16 protein-coding genes and 1 riboswitch are annotated in these 18,328 nt (G+C 66.4%); of the genes, 6 read left to right on the forward strand and 10 right to left on the reverse strand.

Translation table 11 applies throughout. The annotated features are described in order from the left end of the window. Positions 1 to 30 precede the first annotated feature (30 nt). The 4 genes from E4F25_RS01575 (at position 31) to E4F25_RS01590 (ending at position 5,139) form a co-directional block, all read left to right on the forward strand. Entirely contained in the window at positions 31 to 3,153 is a 3,123-nt protein-coding gene (locus E4F25_RS01575) for an efflux RND transporter permease subunit (protein ID WP_140908526.1), read from the forward strand. Further along, complete coding sequence (locus tag E4F25_RS01580) at positions 3,150 to 3,476, forward strand: P-II family nitrogen regulator (RefSeq protein ID WP_140908527.1); 327 nt, start codon at positions 3,150 to 3,152, stop codon at positions 3,474 to 3,476. Before E4F25_RS01575 ends, E4F25_RS01580 begins: the two co-directional genes overlap by 4 nt. 1 nt (position 3,477) lies before the next feature. Beyond that, the gene (locus E4F25_RS01585) at positions 3,478 to 4,374 is read left to right on the forward strand and encodes a cation diffusion facilitator family transporter (protein WP_140908528.1); all 897 of its coding nucleotides are present in this window, start codon (positions 3,478 to 3,480) and stop codon (positions 4,372 to 4,374) included. A 6-nt stretch (positions 4,375 to 4,380) separates the two neighbouring features. Beyond that, positions 4,381 to 4,559, forward strand: a riboswitch (yybP-ykoY riboswitch). Position 4,560: 1 nt separating this feature from the next. After that, positions 4,561 to 5,139, forward strand: a complete 579-nt coding sequence (locus tag E4F25_RS01590) for a TMEM165/GDT1 family protein (RefSeq protein ID WP_140910254.1) — start codon at positions 4,561 to 4,563, stop codon at positions 5,137 to 5,139. Between the two features lie 23 nt (positions 5,140 to 5,162). On the opposite strand, the gene E4F25_RS11570 is transcribed toward E4F25_RS01590, so the two are convergent. Genes E4F25_RS11570 through E4F25_RS01605 form a run of 3 tightly spaced genes read right to left on the reverse strand, consistent with a single transcriptional unit; the run spans position 5,163 to position 6,021 of the window. Then, positions 5,163 to 5,384, reverse strand: a complete 222-nt coding sequence (locus tag E4F25_RS11570; protein ID WP_246069691.1) for a GDCCVxC domain-containing (seleno)protein — start codon at positions 5,382 to 5,384, stop codon at positions 5,163 to 5,165. Beyond that, positions 5,368 to 5,655 carry a heavy-metal-associated domain-containing protein gene (locus E4F25_RS01600; RefSeq protein WP_140908529.1) on the reverse strand — a complete coding sequence of 96 codons (288 nt, stop codon included), beginning with the start codon at positions 5,653 to 5,655 and terminating at the stop codon, positions 5,368 to 5,370. The genes E4F25_RS11570 and E4F25_RS01600 overlap by 17 nt, the downstream gene beginning before the upstream one ends. Positions 5,656 to 5,664: 9 nt before the next feature. Continuing rightward, a complete protein-coding gene (locus E4F25_RS01605) occupies positions 5,665 to 6,021 on the reverse strand; it encodes a mercuric transporter MerT family protein (RefSeq protein WP_140908530.1) in 357 nt (118 codons plus the stop codon). Positions 6,022 to 6,136: 115 nt separating this feature from the next. Here E4F25_RS01605 and E4F25_RS01610 point away from each other — a divergent pair, with 115 nt between their 5' ends. Together E4F25_RS01610 and E4F25_RS01615 are read left to right on the forward strand one after the other, a co-directional pair. Then, entirely contained in the window at positions 6,137 to 6,517 is a 381-nt protein-coding gene (locus E4F25_RS01610) for a hypothetical protein (RefSeq protein WP_140908531.1), read from the forward strand. A 335-nt stretch (positions 6,518 to 6,852) separates the two neighbouring features. After that, positions 6,853 to 7,152 carry an EF-hand domain-containing protein gene (locus E4F25_RS01615; protein WP_140908532.1) on the forward strand — a complete coding sequence of 100 codons (300 nt, stop codon included), beginning with the start codon at positions 6,853 to 6,855 and terminating at the stop codon, positions 7,150 to 7,152. A 15-nt stretch (positions 7,153 to 7,167) separates the two neighbouring features. Here E4F25_RS01615 and E4F25_RS01620 read toward each other — a convergent pair whose 3' ends face one another. From E4F25_RS01620 to E4F25_RS01650, 7 genes are all read right to left on the reverse strand, one after another. Then, on the reverse strand, positions 7,168 to 8,271 hold the full coding sequence (locus E4F25_RS01620; protein WP_181168172.1) for an acetate kinase: 1,104 nt from the start codon (positions 8,269 to 8,271) through the stop codon (positions 7,168 to 7,170). A gap of 19 nt (positions 8,272 to 8,290) precedes the next feature. Further along, positions 8,291 to 10,366: a heavy metal translocating P-type ATPase gene (locus E4F25_RS01625; protein WP_246069695.1), complete on the reverse strand. Its 2,076-nt coding sequence runs from the start codon at positions 10,364 to 10,366 to the stop codon at positions 8,291 to 8,293. A gap of 63 nt (positions 10,367 to 10,429) precedes the next feature. Further along, positions 10,430 to 12,103: an ABC1 kinase family protein gene (locus E4F25_RS01630; RefSeq protein ID WP_246069697.1), complete on the reverse strand. Its 1,674-nt coding sequence runs from the start codon at positions 12,101 to 12,103 to the stop codon at positions 10,430 to 10,432. Continuing rightward, positions 12,048 to 14,510: a phosphoketolase family protein gene (locus tag E4F25_RS01635; RefSeq protein WP_229823122.1), complete on the reverse strand. Its 2,463-nt coding sequence runs from the start codon at positions 14,508 to 14,510 to the stop codon at positions 12,048 to 12,050. The genes E4F25_RS01630 and E4F25_RS01635 overlap by 56 nt, the downstream gene beginning before the upstream one ends. Then, positions 14,507 to 15,421 carry a ribose-phosphate diphosphokinase gene (locus E4F25_RS01640; RefSeq protein WP_140908534.1) on the reverse strand — a complete coding sequence of 305 codons (915 nt, stop codon included), beginning with the start codon at positions 15,419 to 15,421 and terminating at the stop codon, positions 14,507 to 14,509. Before E4F25_RS01640 ends, E4F25_RS01635 begins: the two co-directional genes overlap by 4 nt. Continuing rightward, positions 15,418 to 16,935, reverse strand: coding sequence for a thymidine phosphorylase family protein (locus E4F25_RS01645; RefSeq protein ID WP_140908535.1), 1,518 nt, complete (start codon positions 16,933 to 16,935; stop codon positions 15,418 to 15,420). The genes E4F25_RS01640 and E4F25_RS01645 overlap by 4 nt, the downstream gene beginning before the upstream one ends. Then, positions 16,932 to 18,317, reverse strand: a complete 1,386-nt coding sequence (locus tag E4F25_RS01650; RefSeq protein ID WP_140908536.1) for an MBL fold metallo-hydrolase RNA specificity domain-containing protein — start codon at positions 18,315 to 18,317, stop codon at positions 16,932 to 16,934. Before E4F25_RS01650 ends, E4F25_RS01645 begins: the two co-directional genes overlap by 4 nt. Positions 18,318 to 18,328: the final 11 nt, after the last annotated feature.

Raw genomic sequence — 18,328 nt, forward strand, 5'->3', positions numbered from 1 at the left:
CCTCCGCCATTCGAGCCGGGGAGCCACGCCATGCTGAACCGCCTGGTCGAATTTTCCCTGCGTTACAAGTTCCTGGTCCTGATCGTGTTCGCCGTCGTCGCATTTCTTGGCGTCAATGCGGTCCGCAACGTGCCCATCGATGCGTTCCCGGATGTCACGCCGGTCCAGGTCAACGTGTATACGGAGTCACCGGGGCTCGCGGCCGAGGACGTCGAGCTGCTGTTGACCACGCCGATCGAGTCGGCGCTGGCCGGCCTGCCGAAGGTGCAGCAGATCCGCTCCGTGAGCCTTTTCGGCTTGTCCTATGTGTCGGCCTATTTCGAAGACGACATGGACATCTACTTCGCCAGGCAGCTGGTGAACGAGCGCTTGCAACAAATCGGTGATCGGTTGCCGGAGGGCTATGGCAAACCGGCCATGGGACCCAATGTCTCCGGCCTGGGGCAGGTGTACTGGTACACCGTGGAGCGGGCGCCGGGTGTCAGCGAGGCCGAGGTCACCGACATGGACCTGCGTACCACGCAGGAATGGGTCATCCGGCTGATCCTGCGTACCGCCCAGGGCGTCGATGACGTCAGTTCATGGGGCGGCGGCGAGCGCCAGTACCAGGTACGGATCGATCCCCAGCGGCTTTACGCGCGTGGCCTGGGCTTCGACGACGTGCTCGCGGCGATCCCGGCCAACAACGGGCAGGTCGGCGGCAACGTCATGAACGTGGGCAAGGAACAGTTCCTGATCCGCGGTCTCGGCTTGCTTCAATCCACGGAGGATATCGGCGACATCGTCCTGAAAGCGGTAGACGGTACGCCGGTGTACCTGCGCGATGTCGCCACGATCGTCGAGGCACCCGCGCCCCGCTTCGGTGCGGTCACCCGCGACGGCGAGGAAGTGGTGCTGGGGATGGCGCTGGCCCGCATCGGCGCAAATGCCAAGGAAGTGGTCGAGGCCGTCAAGGCCAAGCTGGACGTGGTGCGCGATGCGCTCCCGGAAGGCATGGTCATCAAACCGATCTACGAGCGCACGGACCTCGTCAACAAGGCCGTCGGTACGGCCACCAGCGCCCTGGTCGAGGGCTCCATCCTGGTCGCGATCGTCCTGTTCCTGTTCCTGGGCGACCTGCGCTCGGCCATCGTGGTGGTGGTCACCTTGCCACTGGCGATGTTGATCGCGTTCATCGGCATGCAGCAGGTCGGCCTGTCGGCCAACCTGATGTCTCTGGCGGGCCTGGCGATCGGCATCGGCATGATGGTCGACGGCGCCGTGGTGATGGTCGAGAACGCTTTCAGGATCATGGCCGAACGACGCGAGCATGGAGAGCGCGTGGACCGCACGGCCGCGGTACTGGCGGCGGCACGCGAGGTGGCGGCCCCGATTTCCTTCGCCATCGTCATCATCATCGTGGTGTTCCTGCCGCTGTTCTCGCTGCAGGGGCTTGAAGGCAAGATGTTCAAGCCGATGGCTTTCAACATCGCCTTCGCGATGGCGGGCTCGCTGCTGTTGAGCCTGACGCTCATTCCTGTCCTGGCAGCGATGATCCTGAAGCCAAAGGAAGAGCGGGACACATGGTTGGTTGCCCGGGTCAAGCGCATCTATCGGCCGCTGCTGGACAAGGCCCTGGCTCGCAAGCGAGTGGTGGTGGCCGGGGCGCTGGTCGCACTGCTGGCGAGCTTTGCGCTGTTCCCGTTCCTGGGCAAGGAATTCATGCCGCAGTTGCAGGAAGGCTCGATCATGTGGCGCGTCACCGGCATTCCATCGACGTCCCTGGACGAGTCGATCGAGACCAGCCGCAAGATCGCTGAAGCCTTCAAGCGCTTTCCGGAAGTCGAGACCACCGTGGCGATGATCGGCCGCGCCGAACAGGGCGAAACGGCGGACGTGAACTACATGGAGATCTACACCTCGCTCAACCCGGAAGACCAGTGGACCGAGGGGCGCTCGCTCAAGGAGTTGGAGGAGCTCATGGAAGAGGCCCTCGAAAAAGAGGTACCCAATGTCGTGGCCGGCTACACCCAGCCGATCCAGATGCGGGTGGAGGAACTGATCTCGGGCGTGCGGGCGACCTTGGCGCTCAAGCTCTACGGCGAGGATCTGAGTGAGCTGGATCGGCTCAGCGGCGAGATGAAGGACGTGCTCGCGAAAGTGCCGGGCGTGGCCGACCTCTCGCTGGAGGCCAATCTCGGCAAACCCCAGATCCGCATCCGGGTGGACCGTGCGGAGATGGCGCGCCATGGCCTCAACGCCGAGGCCGTATTGACCATTGTGCGCAATGGCCTGGGCGGAGAGCCGGTCAGCGTGCTGCTCGATGGGGTGAAACGGTTCGACATCACCGTGCGTCTAGGCGAAAGCGCCAGCCAATCCGTCGAAAGCTTGCGCAGGATCCCGCTGCGTACGGAATCGGGTGCACTGGTTCCGCTCTCCGAGGTAGCCGATATCAGCGTTGCCGAAGGGTATTCGTTCGTCCGCCGCGAGCAGCTGCAACGCTATGCCGTCATCCAGATGGACGTGCGCGGCCGCGACATCGATGGCTTCGTGAAGGAGGCATCGGCGGCGATCGAACAGAATGTCGAGATGCCAACCGGGTACTGGATCGAATGGGGCGGGGCCTTCGAGAACCAGCAGCGGGCATTGGCCCGCCTGGCCATCATCGTGCCAGTCACGATCTTCTTCATTTTCGTGCTGCTCTATACCGCGTTCAACTCGATCAAGTACGCCGCCCTGATCCTGGCCAACGTGCCCTTCGCAACGATCGGGGGCCTGATCGGGTTGTTCATCACCGGCCAATACCTGTCCGTTCCGTCGGCCATCGGGTTCATTGCGGTCTTCGGCGTGGCGATGTTGAACGGGATCGTGCTCGTCAGTTTCCTGAACGAACTGCGGGGTAAGGGACGCACGGTGCGGGAAGCCGTGGTGCAGGGCACTGCAATGCGCCTTCGTCCTGTGCTGATGACCGCGAGCGTGGCCATCCTGGGCCTTGTGCCGATGCTGCTGTCCAGTGGGGTCGGCGCCGAGACCCAGCGCCCGCTGGCCACGGTCGTGGTAGGCGGCCTGATCACCTCGACCTTGTTGACGCTGATCCTGCTGCCGGTGTTGTACGAATGGCTCGAGGATCGCGCCGAGCGCAAGGCGCAACACCCAACGGAGAATGTCCCATGAAGCAGATCAAGGCGTTCATCCACCGCAACCGGGTTTCGGACGTGCTTCACGCCCTGGAAGCCGCGGGTTTCGACCGAGTGAGCCTGTTCGACGTCAAGGGCTTGCTGCACGCGCTGCATGCGCGTGAGCGCGAATACTCCGTGGTATTCGGAGACCAGGTCGTCTCCGAGGTACAGGTGGAACTGTTCTGCGAGGACTCGGACGTCGCCCGCGCGGTGGAGATCTTCCGCCGCGTGGGGCCGGCCGGCCATCCAGGCGCTGGATGGGTCTACGTCAGTGCGGTGGAATCCGCCTGGCCCATTGGCGAAGGGGAGTCCGGCTGATATGGGCGCAGGACACGACCACGGCACCGGAGAAATCCGTCACGAGCGCCCACTGTGGTGGGCATTCGGGCTGACCGGCGTTTTCCTTGTCGCCGAAGTGGTCGGCGGCCTGATGACCAACAGCCTGGCATTGCTCTCCGACGCGGCGCACATGGGCACCGATGTGCTGGCCCTGGCGATCTCGCTGGTCGCCGTTCGCTTGAGTCGCAAGCCAGCCGACGCCAAGCGCTCTTACGGCTATGCCCGTATGGAAGCGATCGGCGCTGCGATCAACGGCGGGCTGTTGTTCCTGGTGGCCGGATACATCCTCTGGGAAGCGGCAGCACGATTTCGAGATCCGCCGGCGGTCGCTTCCACCGGCATGCTGGTCATTGCCGGAATAGGCCTGGCGATCAACCTGGTTTCCATGCGACTGCTGAAGGCGGGTAGCGGTACCAGCCTCAATATCAAGGGCGCATATCTGGAAGTGTGGAGCGACATGCTGGGCTCCGTGGGTGTCATCGCCGGCGCCGCGCTCATCATGGCCACGGGCTGGGCGGTGGTGGACCCCGTGATCGCCGTACTGATCGGGCTCTGGGTCCTGCCGCGGACCTGGATGCTCCTGCGCGAAGCGGGCCAGGTGCTGATGCAGGGGGTGCCGGCAGGCCTGGATTTCGATCAGGTTCGTGCCGCATTACTCGGCAATGCCGACGTCACGGCGGTCCACGACCTGCACGCCTGGGCCATGGGCTCGCGCCAGGTGGTACTCACCGCGCATGTAGTCCTGCGCGAGGGCGCCAAGAATCCGGACAAGGTGCGCGCGGTCCTGGCCGACGTGCTGGAACAGCGGTTCGGCATCGAGCATGCGACGCTCCAGGTGGAACGCACCGCCTGCGAGCGCCCGCACCTGCACCCGTGATGCGAGCTATAATGGCCGCGTCACTGGGGAGTAGCCGCTCTTCGCCCCGAAGAGGTCCGCGTCAACACACTTGGCCCGAAGGCCATGGCGCCGACGATCCCGCATCTGGCAAGACCATTGACCACAGCGCTTCCGAAAGGCCGGGGACGCGCCGTGGTCATGCGTCGTTCCGGCCGGATGGATCTCATGGAAGCCTTCCTCGTCTCGACTGGTGTAGTTGCCCTCGCTGAAATCGGCGACAAGACCCAGCTGCTCGCGTTCGTCCTCGCGACGCGATTCAAACGTCCACTGCCCATCATCGCCGGCATTCTCGCAGCGACGCTGATCAATCACGCCTTGGCCGGCGCGCTCGGCGCATGGCTCATGTCGCTGATCGATCCAGCAGCCTTGCGGTGGGGCCTTGGTTTGTCCTTCCTTGCCATGGCTGCCTGGACGCTCGTGCCGGACACACTCGATGCCGAGAAGACCTCGTCCCTCGGGCGCTACGGCGTCTTCATGACCACGCTGATTGCCTTTTTCCTGGCGGAGATGGGTGACAAGACCCAGCTGGCGACGGTCGCGTTGGCCGCCAAATACACGCTGCCAGTAGCAGTGGTCGCTGGAACGACGCTGGGCATGATGATCGCCAATGTCCCCGCCGTGTTGATCGGTGATCGTCTGCTCAAGCGAGTCCCCATGAAAGTCGTCCAACGGGTCGCTGCCATCCTGTTCGCCGTGCTGGGCGTGGCGACCATTGTCGGTGCAGGTTTTTCGTTCGATGCCTGACGGCTTGGGCTGGCGCGGAGAGCCTAGGCGCAACAGGACTTCTGCTGTTGCACTGGCGGGCAGGGGAAATCGCCGTAGGAGCAGAAAACGCAACAGTCGCCTGGCTTCGGCGTCAGTAGCTGCCTGCAACCAGTGCATTCATGGAAAAAAAGGCATGCCGTGGTGGGCATGGACTCCGTCATGCGACGACCGCAGTGCGGACAAGTCAATGTGCTGATCAGTTGCAGATCAGTTGCCACTGTCATGGGGCTTTGCAGGAAACCCTGCGTTGGTAACTGTCTCGGCCAGGCGGGTCTTGCTTGTTTTTTCGGGATCGAAGCGGATGCTGACGGTTCCGCCCTCGGTATCGATCGTGGTGGCCAGCACGCCTTCATCCCTGTGGAGGGCCGCCTCGATAGTGATGCGACAGGCCGGACAAGTCATGTTGCCGACGTCGAGTATGGCTGTTTCTGGCTCAGCGGCATTGGCCGCTCCGAAAGCGAGCAGTAGAGGAAGGAGCAGCGAAGCGGCGCGCATGGAGACCTCCTATAGAAGCCAGTCGAGCAGGTAGGGGGATAGCAGCAGCAGGATGATGATGGTTGTGGTCAACCAGAACAGCCTGCGTCGTCGAGCCAGCACGGCGGGAGCAAGGCACAGGCGATCGCCGCGACACCGCGCCGTGGGACCGTACAGAGTCCAGGCAGCGGCCGCCAAGGCGCCCAATGCGACAACGCTGAACACGGGGCGCCATGGATCCAGTGCCGTCAAGGTGGAAAGCCATGCGCCGCCAGCACCCAGCAACACCAGGATCAACGGCACCAGGCAACATAGAGACGCGGCGATGGCAGCCAGCAAGGCAGCCAGGATGGCTGGGACAGTGGATCTGACTGGCATGGAGTGCATGGGCGCATAATAGCGTCCCTGCCGGGCCTTGGACTTTCTCGAGACTGGCGGCGGGAACCATTCCGACCCGCCGCGGGTCCTTTCATCGGCAAACCATGTCGAGTAACGTTGCCCCATGACCCGGCGTGCCCGCCACCGTCTGCGAACGAGCCTGTTTGCCATCCTCTGCCTGTTGTTCCAGCAGGTGGCGTTGGCTGCCTACCTATGTCCGGTCCAGCAAATGCCCGTGCAGATGGAAGCGATGGCCGAGCACTGCGCCGGGATGGGCATGGAGCAGGCGAAGACGAACCCGGCGCTGTGCGACAAGCACTGCAATCCGGACCACCAGCTGGCAACGGACACAGCGCAACTGTCGGTGCCGCCCATGGCGCTGGCCGCTCTCGCCTTCGAACCTGTTCTTGAGTTGCCTGCCGACAAGGCCGCTGCGCCCGTCGAGGTTTCGATCGCGCGATCGGACCCACCTCCTCGGCTGCGTTATTGCAGCCTTCTGATCTAGACACCGAACCGACGTTCTTTCGACGCCGGCGCATTCGCGCCCGTGTTCCTTCGTCGTGTTCGGAGGTCCCATGCATTCCGTCTCCCGTGTCCAGTCGCGCCGCGCCGGCGTCGGCGCCCGTTGCCTGTGGCTGGCGCTGTTGTTCCCATCGATCGCCCTGGTCACCCCATCGGCATTGCCGAGATGAAGCGCTGCGCGGACATCTGCCGCCGGTGCGCCGAGAGCTGCGCGGCCATGGCGGCACAATAGTGAACAGTGCACCCTTGACTCCGGACCATGGTCAAGGGTGCATCCTGCCGCCCAGGTGCTGAAATCATTTCAACCGGAGCCCATACATGAAGCAACTTTCCGTCCTGATATTCGCTGCTGCACTGGTCAGCGGCAGCGCAGTCGCAGCCGGGCAATCGCACGGGAGTTCCGGTTCCGCACATGCGGGCCACGGGCCCGGAACGATGGCGCAAGACACGTCAGACGAACTGACCAAGGCTTTCGACGAACTGGATGCTGACGGTAATGGCCAGCTGTCCACTGCAGAACTTGCCAGGCATCCCATGGCCGCCCATGCCTCGATGGTGGATGCGGACAAGAGCGGCGATCTGGACCGCCAGGAGTTCGAGGTTCTGCACAAGATGTAGCGGTGCTGCCGGGTGCTAGAGCCAGGCCAGCGCTGACTCGGCCAGCTCGAGTTCCTCGTCGATCGCGACGTTCCAGATGACCGGCCCGCCCCCGCCGTCTATCCGCGTGGCTCCCGCATCGTTGTCGGCAGGGGCGAGCGCCAAGCCAAGCCAGCCCAGGCGCGCAATGATCCGCGCCCGCAGACCGGGTGCGCGATGGCCGATGCCGCCGGAAAAGACGACATGGTCGAGACCGCCGATTCCCGTGGCCATGGCCGCGATGGACTGCGCGATCCGGACTGTAAACAGTTCCACGACAAGCTTGGCCTGCGGGCTGGGATCGGCGAGCAACACGCGCATGTCGCCATGCCCGGCGATTCCGGCAAGGCCTGCACTGCGGTACAGGCCATCTTCAAGCGCCTGCGCATCCAGACGCTCGTGCCGGAGCAGATACAGCAACGCGCCGGGATCGAGATCTCCGGAGCGGGTAGGGCTCGGGATTCCACCCAGCGGAGTGAGCGCCATGGTGGTGTCGCGGCTGCGGCCGTCCTCGACGGCACAGACGCTGCAGCCGCCCCCCAGATGCGCGAAGACGGCGCGGTCCTTCTGGATTCCCGCATCGTGGCTGGCCACGATTCGCAGCGCGGAGGCGAATGCGAGCCCGTGGAAGCCGTAACGGCGGATGCCGAGGGCATCCCATGCTTCAGGGACAGGCAGGCGCCGGCTCCAGGGCGCGAGTGACGCATGGAAGTCGGTGTCGAAGGCCACGCCCTGGCGGGCTTGCGGCCACCGCAGGCGTGCAGCACGCGCGAAGGCGAGGGCTACAGGTTGGTGCAAGGGTGCGAACGGCACCAATGCATCCAGTTTTGCGAGCACGTTTTCGTCGAGTTCACGGGCGCCGCGCAGGTCACCGCCATGGACGATCCGATGCACCACCACTTCGGGGCCGGTCGCCGGTTCCGACAAGGTTTCGAGCAGGGTGGCAAGGCGCTCCTGCGCATCCACGCCGACTGGAATTTCGGCCCGGGAGCGCTCGAGCAGACGAGACTGCGCGCCGTGTCCCTCAGTGTTGAACAGATAGGACGCGCCCTTGAGGGTGGACGAGCCAACGTTGAGTGCAAGAAGCCGGCGCGTGGTCACAGGTGTCCCCGAATCATGTTCATGGGGACCGCACCGCCCGGCGCAACAACTGCGCATTGATTGCCACAACGACGGTGCTCAGCGACATGAGCACTGCCCCAAGCGCAGGTTGCAGCAGGATCCCCCATGCGGCGAGAACGCCAGCGGCGAGAGGGATGGCGACGATGTTGTAGCCGGCGGCCCACCACAGGTTCTGGATCATCTTGCGATAGGTGGCCTTGCTCAATTCGATGATCGCTGGCACGTCGCGCGGGTCGCTGCGCACGAGTACGACGTCGCCGGCCTCGACCGCGACGTCCGTCCCTGTGCCGATGGCGATGCCGACGTCGGACGTGAGCAGCGCCGGAGCGTCATTGACACCGTCACCCACCATCGCGACGCGCTTGCCCTGGGCCTGCAGCTCCTCGATCTTTGCCACCTTGTCCTCGGGCAATACCTCGGCGAAGACGGTGTCGATGTTGAGTTCCTTCGCGACCGCGTTTGCGACCGCCGTGGAATCACCCGTCAGCAGGACAACCTCCAGTCCTTCGTCGTGCAGCCGCTTGACCGCGTCGAACGATTCGGGACGGATGGCATCCGCGATCGCAAATACGGCGAGCACCCGGTCGCCTTCCACCAGGTAGGTTGCAGATTGACCATCGGCTGCCGCTGATTCGGCAGCCCGCCGAAGCGTCTCCGGCGGTTCGACCGCGAGCATTCTCAACAGACCCGGCCCGCCAACGTGAAGCGAGCGCTCCTCGACGACTGCGCGCACGCCGCGTCCCGGCATGGACTCGAAGTCCTGCGACATCGGAACGTCGATGCCATGTTCCTTGGCGCTGGTCATCAGCGCCTGCGCGATCGGATGTTCAGCGTCGCGCTGGACCGACGCGGCCACGCGAAGCACCTCGTCGTCGGTGAGTCCATCGGCGGCAGTGGTCTTCACGACGCGGTGCGAACCGAGCGTGAGCGTGCCTGTCTTGTCGAACACGACCGTGTTCAGCAAACGGGCCTCTTCCAGGCCGCGTCGATCGCGCACGAGCAGGCCGTTCCGTGCGCCAATCGTGGTCGAGATGGCGGTCACCAGCGGGATGGCCAAACCTAGCGCATGGGGACAGGCGATCACGAGCACGGTCACTACGCGCTCGATCGTGAAGCTCCACGGTCGACCGAGGAGTGGCCAGACAATGGCGGTAACCGCGGCGGAGACGATGGCGATGATCGTGAGGTAGAACGCCGCCCGGTCCGCCAGGGCCTGGGCGCGCGAGCGCGACGTCTGGGCCTGCTCGACGAGCCGCATGATACCCGCGAGCGCGGTCTCGTCGCCGGTTCCCGTCACCTCGACACGCAACGAGCCCTGTCCGTTGACGGTGCCGGCGATCACCCGGTCGCCCGTCGACTTGTCCATCGGCTTGGACTCGCCGGTGATCATCGCTTCGTTGACGGCGCTGGTCCCTTCCTTCACGACGCCGTCGGCGGGAATGCTCGCGCCGGGCCTGATGAGCAGCAGGTCGCCGCGCTTCAGTTCCGCGACAGGGACTTCCTTCGCGGTACCGGCCTCATCCAACCGCACCGCCATATCAGGCAGCAGCTTCGCGAGTTCCTTGAGAGCGCCCTGTGCCTGGTTGATCGAACGCATCTCGATCCAGTGGCCGAGCAACATGATCGCCACCAGCGTCGCCAGCTCCCACCACAGGTCCAAGCCCTCGACAACGCCGAGCGTGACCAACGCGCTGTAAAGGAAGGCGACGGTGATCGCAAGCGAGATCAGCGTCATCATGCCCGGCAGGCGATTTCTCAGCTCGTGGTATCCGCCGCGGACGAACGGCGAGCCGCCGTAGAAGTACACGATCGTGCCGAACACCGCCGGGATGTACGCCGACCCCGGGAACTGTGGTGCGGTGTAGTCGAACCAATGCTGGATCATCCCGCTCCAGATCAGAGTGGGGATGGTCAGCAGCAGCGTGAGCCAGAACTTGTCGCGGAAGCTCGCCACGCTGTGGCCGGCGTGCTTGTCGTGCCCGGCATGGACGTCACCTTCAGCACCCGTGCGGGGATGCGGCGGTTGCTCGCCGTGCGCCTGATGATCTTGATGATGATGATTGTGTTGCGTCATGGGTCTGCCTTCCTGGATGCACTGATGCGCCGGGCACCAGCGGGGAGATAGATCAGTGTTCTGTTACAAGTGTCCCGATCTGGCGATGGCCATCACCAGCCGCAGTGAGAGCAATCCCGCAGCAGCGAAAGCCACCATAGCCAGGAAAGGCATGTGACCGAACACTTGCGGGCCGTCGGAATGCAGGCTCAACAGCGCACCGCTTACGTACAGGCCCAAGGTGACCAGGGCCAACGCCAGCCGGTTGCCCGTGCGCGCGATTGCCTCCTGCGTGGAACTCAGGCCATGGTGGTGTACGGAGAAGGCGGGTCGTCCGTCGCTCAGTTGCGCCTGCCGCAACAGGTCGGTGGCGATCTGTGGCAATTGGCGCGCAGTGCGGGCCAGCCGCATGGCAAGCGGCCTGTTGCCGCTGGGGCGGCTGGCGTCGGCGATGTCGGCGATCTCGGCCGCCTGTGCCGACAGCGTCCCCAGCAGGTCCAGATCCGGATCCAGTGCCCGCAGCGTGTTCTCGACCAGGAACAGCGTCCGGATCAGGGACAGCAGGTGGGCCGGAAGCCGGAAGCCAGCGCCCTGCCCAATGCGTGCCACGCGCCAGATTGCCTCGGCAATGGACCACTGCGCCAGCGGACGGCTGGCCATCTCGGCCAGGATCAGGTGGATCTCGCGCACATGCGAGCGGCGGTCGACCTGCGGCGGGAAGAAGCCCATGGCGATCGCTGCATCCAGCACGCCCTCGGCGTCGTCGGCCGCAATGGCCTCGACCATGCCGCCGAGCGCGAGCCGGGATGCAGGGTCGAGCACGCCGATCGAGCCAAAGTCATGCAGGCACAGGCGACCGTCGTCAAAGAAGAACAGATTCCCCGGGTGCGGGTCGGCATGGAAGACGCCGGCGCCGAAGAGCTGATGCACGTAGGCACCGAGCAGCGCCCTTGCCAGTGCGGGAGCCGCCGCCGTTCCATAAGCGGCTTCCAGGCGGGTGCCGTGGCTACGATCCTGGACCAGCACGTCGCGGGTGGCGTAGGGCTCAACGACATGTGGCTGTGTGATGCCGGGCAGGGCATCGAGCACCTTCGCCATGCGGCGCATGTTCTGCGCCTCGTGACGCATGTCGATTTCATCGCGCAGGAATGCGCCCAGCTCGTCCACCAGTTCGAGGGGGCGGTGTCGCTTCAGAGGCGGCCAGATCCACTGGGCTACGCGCAGCGTGCGTCGAAGCAGCCGCAGGTCAGCCTGCACTTGAGCGTGGATGCCGGGCCGGGTGACCTTGACGACCACGTTGCGACCGTCATGCATGCGTGCCGGATGGATCTGAGCCACCGACGCGGCGGCCAGCGGATGGTCATCGAAGCTGGCGAAAAGCTCTTCGACGGAGGCGCCGAACGCCTGCTCGACCATGTGTCTGGCCTGGTCAGCAGGAAATGCCGGCACGTCGCTGTGCAACCGCGACAATGCCTCGCGATAGGGCGCCGGCAGCAGGTCCCAGCGCAGGCTCAAACCCTGGCCCAGCTTGACGAAGGTGGTACCCAGCCCCACCAGGGTGGCGCTGACGTACGCGGGAAGCCGTTCGGGTCTGCGTCGGCGCAGGCGCAACACCGCGACCCCGAGAGTCAGTCCGGCCCAGGCGATCTGGCCTCCGCGGCGCACCGTGCCCGCCATCAGCGCGAGGTCCTGGCCGGCCTGCTCACGATGCCGGCCCCGCTTCCGCGCGCAGGATGGCGGTCGGATCGCCGCGACCATCCACGGCCGCCAGCTCCGCTTCGGACAGCAGGTTGTCGCGGGACTCGCCGAGGACGCCCGCAGCCGCGTCAACCACGTGCGCCCAGGTGCTGCGGTTGGCGAACAGCAGGCCCGGCACGTCCAGTGTGCCGCCCCGGTTGACGAAGCCCAGCGCCGCGGTGGTGGTGGGGCCGGTGTCGAGTCGGCGCAGCGCACCGAGGAAGGGCTCCGGACGGGTGTGGGTAACGAATACGCGCGGCCGGCCCACCGGAAACAGCGCTTGGACCGCACTGTCGGAGTGCACGTACCTTGCCTCCTCCGGATCGCGCGGGGCGCGAAATCGGCCGGGTTCGGCGAGATAGACGATCGCGGCCGACATTCCGCGTGCGGCCAGACGCGCCTGTGCGCGGCGCACTTCCTGCAGCTGGTACGCGCCGGTGGCCACCAGCAGGATCGCCGCCGTCTCCGGATCGCCGGCGAGGCATGTTGCGCCGGTCTCGGCCAGTGCCTGGGCCTGCTGCGGGGTCAGCTCATGAGGCACCGGACGCTTGGGAACGACCAGTGTGGTGACCGTGCCCCGTTGCGCGTAGGCGCGGGCGAGGGCGGCGGCAGCGCCATTGGCGTCCGGCGGGAACACCACGCGCGAAATGTCGGCCATTTCGCCCATGAGTGCCTCGGCCATGGTCGGATCCTGGTGGGACTGTTCGTTCTTCGCGTTCTCCCACGTGTGCGAGGTCAGCACCAGGGGCACGCCCAGCCAGCCGGGTGGGCGCCCGGCCTGGGCCTGGTGGCGGGCGAAGATCAGTTCCTGACGTACGGCGCCGAGCATCTTCGGTGCAAACGCCTCGTAGGTGACCACCAGGTTTAGCCCGCCCTTGTTGCCGAGCGCCGCGCAGACCACGGCTTCTTCGTTGAGCGCAGTGATGACCGCGCCGGTTGGCGATTCGGCGACGCCGGGCTCGGGCTCGTGCACCCGGTGCTTCATCGCGTCCAGGGTCCGGTCGAGCTTGTTGCTGCGCAGCTCATCGGGATTGCCCACGCGCACCCGCAGTCCCGGATTCGCCTCGGCGATGGCGACGAACTGCTCGTCGAGTGCGGTCATTGGCGAGCTCTCACCGCCGGCGCCGCGGTCGGCGATCGCCGGGACGCGGGGCGGTTCCACCTGGCGATCGGCCAGCGCATGGTCGCGCTCGCGCACCCGCTGCTGGAGATCGTGGCTGTTGAGTGCGGCAACGGCCTGCTCGAGCTCCGACGCGGCCACGAACAGCGCCGCTGCGCCTTCATTGAAGAGCGTGCGCGCCGCGGCATCCTTCGCCGGATTCCCCGGCAGCGGCAAGTTGTGCGAGGCGTTGGTCCCGGCGCCGGGGAAGCCGAAGCCCTTGACGGTTTCGGCGATGCCATAGGGCAGCCGCACGTCGGCGGGAACAGCGGCGCCCGCTTGCAGGCGCGACTCCATCACGTGGATGCCCCACGCGATGCTGGCCGGATCGCGCCCGTCCAGCGCGATCGGATCAAAGCCGTTCAATCGCAGGTGCCGGTCCAGCCACCGCTCGCCGCCCTGCTGGGTGATCTGGCTGCGCTGTTCGATGCGGCGCCCGTTGAGGATGATGATCGGGCTGACCAGTCCGCTGTCCTCGGCGCGCCACCAGCGTGGCGCCCAGTCGCTGCCACGCTGTTCCTCGAACGCACCGTCGCTGAGGAAGGCGACCAGGCGTTCATCCTTGAGCGGCGCATGCACGTACTGCAGCTCGGCAAAGCCGAGATAGCCGCCTTCCATCACGCCCCCGGCGGTGTGCGCATTGACGTGGGAGCCGAGGGGCGACGCCGGCGTTCCGTCCGGATTGAGGGTGTAGGCATAGAAGTCGCTTACGAACCGGCTCAGCCCTTCGCCGGTGCGGTCGTAACGTTCGGCGTGCCGGTCGGTCATGTTGCCAACCAGCACGTTCAGCGCGTCGATGGCGGCCACGCAGTGCCCCTGGCCCATCATCCACGCGCGGGTGACGCCATCCAGGGAATCCATCAGCAGGTAGCCGGCGTAGGCGGGCACCATGTTGAGGGACCCGCCGGTGTGGCCTTCAGGCGTGGTCTTGAAATCATCGACCTCCAGGGCCGCGCCGTCGGTACGAACGCGCTGGCTGTAGGTCATGTGCGCCACCAGCCACATGCCGGCGCTGGTGACGCGGTCGGCCGCGGCGAGCCGCTGCCATGCGGTGCCGGCATCCGGCGTGCGGCCCAGGGCGACCAGCTCGTGCACCATCTGGCGGACCCGGAGCTGGGTAAGCGGGTCATGTCGGATCACCCCGTAGCCGGCCGCCCAGTGGGCGAACGCGGGATCGGCCTGCCGGTGGGCGTCGGCGAGTTCAAGGATCCGCTGGCGCTCGGCGGCCGACAGCTGGTCGGCGGTGCAGCAGTTGAGATGCAGGTTCATGGGTCCTCCGGGGAATCGGTCGAAGCGGTCATCAGGGTCGATGCCGCGGCGGCGAGGTCCGCACCCAGCGCGATGGCGTTGGAGGGGTGGGAAATGGTGTCAGTGCTGACGATGCGGGCCAGGCCCGCCTCCTGCAGGCGGGCATAGGCGTCGCCTGCGAACACCGGATGGATGGCGACCAGCAACGGCGACGGCAACGACAACCGGCGCAGGTGTGCGAGGGTCTCCAGGATCGTGTGGCCGGACGACACGATGTCGTCGATCAGCACCGGAGTCCGACCAGCCACGGCTGCCGGGTCGGGCAGGCTGACGCGCACGTCGTAGTCGCCGTGCCGCTCCTTGGCCAGCACCTGGTAGGGCATGCCGGACAGGGCGGCGATGTCCGCTACCCACTGCTCGCTCTCGCTGTCAGGGCCGATCAGCACAGCGTCGGGGACGGTCTCAGCGATCCAGCGGGCCACGGCCGGCGTCGCCGATACGTGGACCGTCGGAATGCGGTAGAGCGACTGCAGGCGCTCGACGCGGTGCAGGTGCGGGTCCACGGTCACCAGCCAGTCGAAAGCCTCTTCGAGGAATTGCGCAAACAGCGGTGCACTGACCGCCTCGCCGCGATGGAAGCGGGTGTCCTGGCGCATATACCCCAGGTAGGGTGCGATGAGGCCGACCGAACTAGCCCCGAACTCGCGCGCGGTCCGGGCGGCGAAGCGCAACGGGAGGGCCGTGGCATCGGCGTTGCGCAGGCTGGCCAGGAGCGCCACATCGGCTCCGGCCAGTGCGTCGTCCAGGGTGACCAGCGACTCGCCATCTGGGAAGTGCCGCCAAGCCACGGGTGCAATGCGCGCCTGCAGGGGCTGGTTGATGTTGCCGGCCAACACTGCATCGGCCGGGAAGGGCATCAGCACACGGGTCATGGAACCTCTCCAAGCACAAAGGGTTGCAGCGTCGCGGCGTGCTCCAGGGCGTAGGCCAGTTCTCCCGGCGACTCCGCATGCAGGGTCATCATGGGCTGTCCCCGCTCGACCGTATCGCCGATCCGCAGACCGGTCTCGAGGCCGGCGGTGGGGGATGTCGGGGCGCCGGCCAGCTTGGCCAGTTTGGCCAGCCTGCGGTTGTCGATCGCCGCGATGCGGCCCGATGCAGGCGCCGGGACGTCGGCGGTGAACGCCGCCCGTGGCGGTTCGCGGAAGCCTCCCTGGGCCTCGCAGATCGCCAGGAACTTGGCCAGCGCCGCCCCGGAATCCAGCACGCCGCGCGCGCGCTCCAGTCCGGTGCCGGCGTTGCTGCCCGGTGCCATGTCCAGCAGCGCCGCGGACAGCGCAAGTGCACGTTCGCGAAGGTCGGCGGGTGCATCGGCTGCGTTGCGCAGCACCTTGAGCACATCGTGCGCCTCGAGCGCCGGACCGATTCCCCGCCCCACCGGCTGGCTGCCGTCGGAGCGATGGATGCCCAACTGCAATCCAAGCGCGCCCGCGGTGTGGGCAAGCCGCGTGCCGAGGCTGTGGGCCGCGGCCTCACCACGCACCTTGGCGGTCGGACCCACCGGCATGTCGATCAGGACGTGGGTGGAGCCCGCGGCTATCTTCTTCGACAGCACGCTGGCCACCAGTTGACCGTCGCTGTCGAAATCCAGCGGGCGCTGCACCCGGATCAGGATGTCGTCGGCCGGACTCAGGCGCACGTTGCCACCCCAGACGATGCAGCCGCCCTCGCGCTCCACCACCCGGCGCATCGCCGCCAGATCGAGCGCCACGGGCGCCATGACCTCCATGGTGTCGGCGGTGCCCGCGGGCGACGTGATCGCGCGCGAGGACGTCTTCGGGATGCGGTAGCCCAGCGCAGCCACGATGGCCACCACGATCGGCGTGGTGCGATTGCCGGGCAGGCCGCCGACGCAATGCTTGTCCAGCACCGGCCCATCGCCCCAATCCAGGCGCTGGCCAACGGCGATCATGGCCCGTGTCAGCGAGGTCGTCTCGGCGTTGTCGAGGCGGTCGCCCGCGCTGGCCGTGACGAAAGCCGCAAGCTCCAGGTCCGACAGCCTGCTTTCCATCACGTCCTGCACCAGGGCGAGGTACTGCGCGTCGTCCAGCCGTGCCCCGAACACCTTGGCGCGGAGCGCGCCTGCCGACGACGCGGGTTCCGCATGCCGCACCCGGGCGAGGGCATCGGGCATGGGATCGAGGAGCGTCCACGCGGCCTCCGACAGCGCCACCTCGTCGAGGCCGAGCCGATCGTCGACGACCACGTTCAGCGTCGCCACCAGCGTGCGCGCGCCGACGTCCAGCCTCACGCGCGTCATCGCGGCAAAGCCTTCCGAGCGGCAGACTTCGCAGTCACGGTGCATATAGACCACCGGCTGCTGGTAGGTGTCGATGCCGGCACGGGTGACGCGCAGGCGGGTGTGGCCCGGGGCCTGCGTGGTCATCTCGCATCCTCCAATCCGACTTGCTCCAGGTGCTCCGGCACGCGCGCACGCCAGCCCAGTTCACGCTGCACGCGCGCGCGCAGTGTGTCGGCTGCATCGGGCTCGCCATGGGTGAGGTACACCACGCGCGGCGCGGACGGCGCGGTGCGCATCCAGTCCAGCAACTCCCCGGCGTCGGCGTGGCCGGAGAAGCCTTCCAGCTGCACCACTTCAGCGCGGATGGGGACCTCGCGGCCGAACATGCGCAACGTGCGCTTGCCTGCCGCCAGCGCGGCACCGCGTGTTCCTCCGGCCTGGTAGCCCGCGAGCAGGATCGCGTTGCGGTCATCGGGGCCGAACGCCTCGATGTGGTGCAACACGCGCCCGCCGGTGATCATGCCGCTGGCCGAGATGATGATCATCGGCCCGCGCTGGCGGTTGAGCGCCTTTGACTCCTCCACGGTGTTGACGAAAGTGGCCACATCGAACATCCGTTGGCAGTCTTCGTCCGAGACATGGTGCTCGTCGTGATGGGCGTGGTAGTGCCCGGTGGCGTTGACCGCCATCGGACTGTTGAGAAAGACCGGTACACGTGGGATCTCATTGCGCTCACGCAGCCGGGCGATATGAAGCATGAGTGCCTGGGCGCGACCGACGGCGAACGCCGGGATGACGATCACGCCACCACGGGCGGCCACCCGGCGAATGATCGGCGCGAGCTCGACCTCCTGATCGATCGCGACATGGGCCCGGTTGCCGTAGGTCGATTCACAGACCAGCACGTCACAGGCAGGAAGCGGCGTCGGCGGATTCATCAGCGACTCGTGCTGCCGCCCCAGGTCACCGCTGAAGTGCAGGCGCTGGTTCTGGACGTCCATGCTGACGTGGGCGGCGCCCAGGATGTGGCCTGCCGGATGGAAGCGGACCGTAAAGCCGGGCGCGACCTCGATGTCGAGACCGTAGTCATGCCCCTTGAGCTGCTTCAGGCTGCGGCGGGCGTCATCCTCCGTATAGAGCGGCCGCGGCTCCGCGTGCTTCGAGTAGCCCTTGCGCGCGGCGTATTCCGCCTGCTCCTCGAGCAGGTGTCCGCTGTCAGGCAGCAGCAGGCCGCACAGGGCGACGCTGCCGCGAGTGCAATGGATGCGTCCGCTGAATCCCTGCTTGACCAGGGCGGGCAGGTAGCCCGAATGGTCCAAGTGGGCGTGGGTCAAGACCACCGCGTCGATCGATGACGGTTCGACCGGAAACGGAGCCCAGTTACGGTCGCGCAACTGCTTGTAGCCCTGGAACAGGCCGCAGTCGACGAGCAAGCGATGGCCGTTGGCCTCGACCAGGTAGCGCGAGCCGGTGACGGTGCCCGCGGCACCGAGGAACTGGAGGGTGGGACTGGTTTTGTTGTTCATGGGTGCTCCTG

The sequence above is a fragment of the Cognatiluteimonas lumbrici genome (assembly GCF_006476065.1).
Classification (GTDB): Bacteria; Pseudomonadota; Gammaproteobacteria; order Xanthomonadales; family Xanthomonadaceae; genus Cognatiluteimonas; species Cognatiluteimonas lumbrici.

Coding starts and splice junctions, on each gene's coding strand:
- E4F25_RS01590 (WP_140910254.1), top strand. CDS start 4,561: ATGGAAGCCTTCCTCGTCTCGACTGGTGTAGTTGCCCTCGCTGAAATC.
- E4F25_RS01585 (WP_140908528.1), top strand. CDS start 3,478: ATGGGCGCAGGACACGACCACGGCACCGGAGAAATCCGTCACGAGCGC.
- E4F25_RS01610 (WP_140908531.1), top strand. CDS start 6,137: ATGACCCGGCGTGCCCGCCACCGTCTGCGAACGAGCCTGTTTGCCATC.
- E4F25_RS01625 (WP_246069695.1), bottom strand. CDS start 10,366: ATGACGCAACACAATCATCATCATCAAGATCATCAGGCGCACGGCGAG.
- E4F25_RS01575 (WP_140908526.1), top strand. CDS start 31: ATGCTGAACCGCCTGGTCGAATTTTCCCTGCGTTACAAGTTCCTGGTC.
- E4F25_RS01645 (WP_140908535.1), bottom strand. CDS start 16,935: ATGACCACGCAGGCCCCGGGCCACACCCGCCTGCGCGTCACCCGTGCC.
- E4F25_RS01605 (WP_140908530.1), bottom strand. CDS start 6,021: ATGCACTCCATGCCAGTCAGATCCACTGTCCCAGCCATCCTGGCTGCC.
- E4F25_RS11570 (WP_246069691.1), bottom strand. CDS start 5,384: ATGACAGTGGCAACTGATCTGCAACTGATCAGCACATTGACTTGTCCG.
- E4F25_RS01580 (WP_140908527.1), top strand. CDS start 3,150: ATGAAGCAGATCAAGGCGTTCATCCACCGCAACCGGGTTTCGGACGTG.
- E4F25_RS01615 (WP_140908532.1), top strand. CDS start 6,853: ATGAAGCAACTTTCCGTCCTGATATTCGCTGCTGCACTGGTCAGCGGC.
- E4F25_RS01640 (WP_140908534.1), bottom strand. CDS start 15,421: ATGACCCGTGTGCTGATGCCCTTCCCGGCCGATGCAGTGTTGGCCGGC.
- E4F25_RS01635 (WP_229823122.1), bottom strand. CDS start 14,510: ATGAACCTGCATCTCAACTGCTGCACCGCCGACCAGCTGTCGGCCGCC.
- E4F25_RS01630 (WP_246069697.1), bottom strand. CDS start 12,103: ATGGTCGCGGCGATCCGACCGCCATCCTGCGCGCGGAAGCGGGGCCGG.
- E4F25_RS01650 (WP_140908536.1), bottom strand. CDS start 18,317: ATGAACAACAAAACCAGTCCCACCCTCCAGTTCCTCGGTGCCGCGGGC.
- E4F25_RS01600 (WP_140908529.1), bottom strand. CDS start 5,655: ATGCGCGCCGCTTCGCTGCTCCTTCCTCTACTGCTCGCTTTCGGAGCG.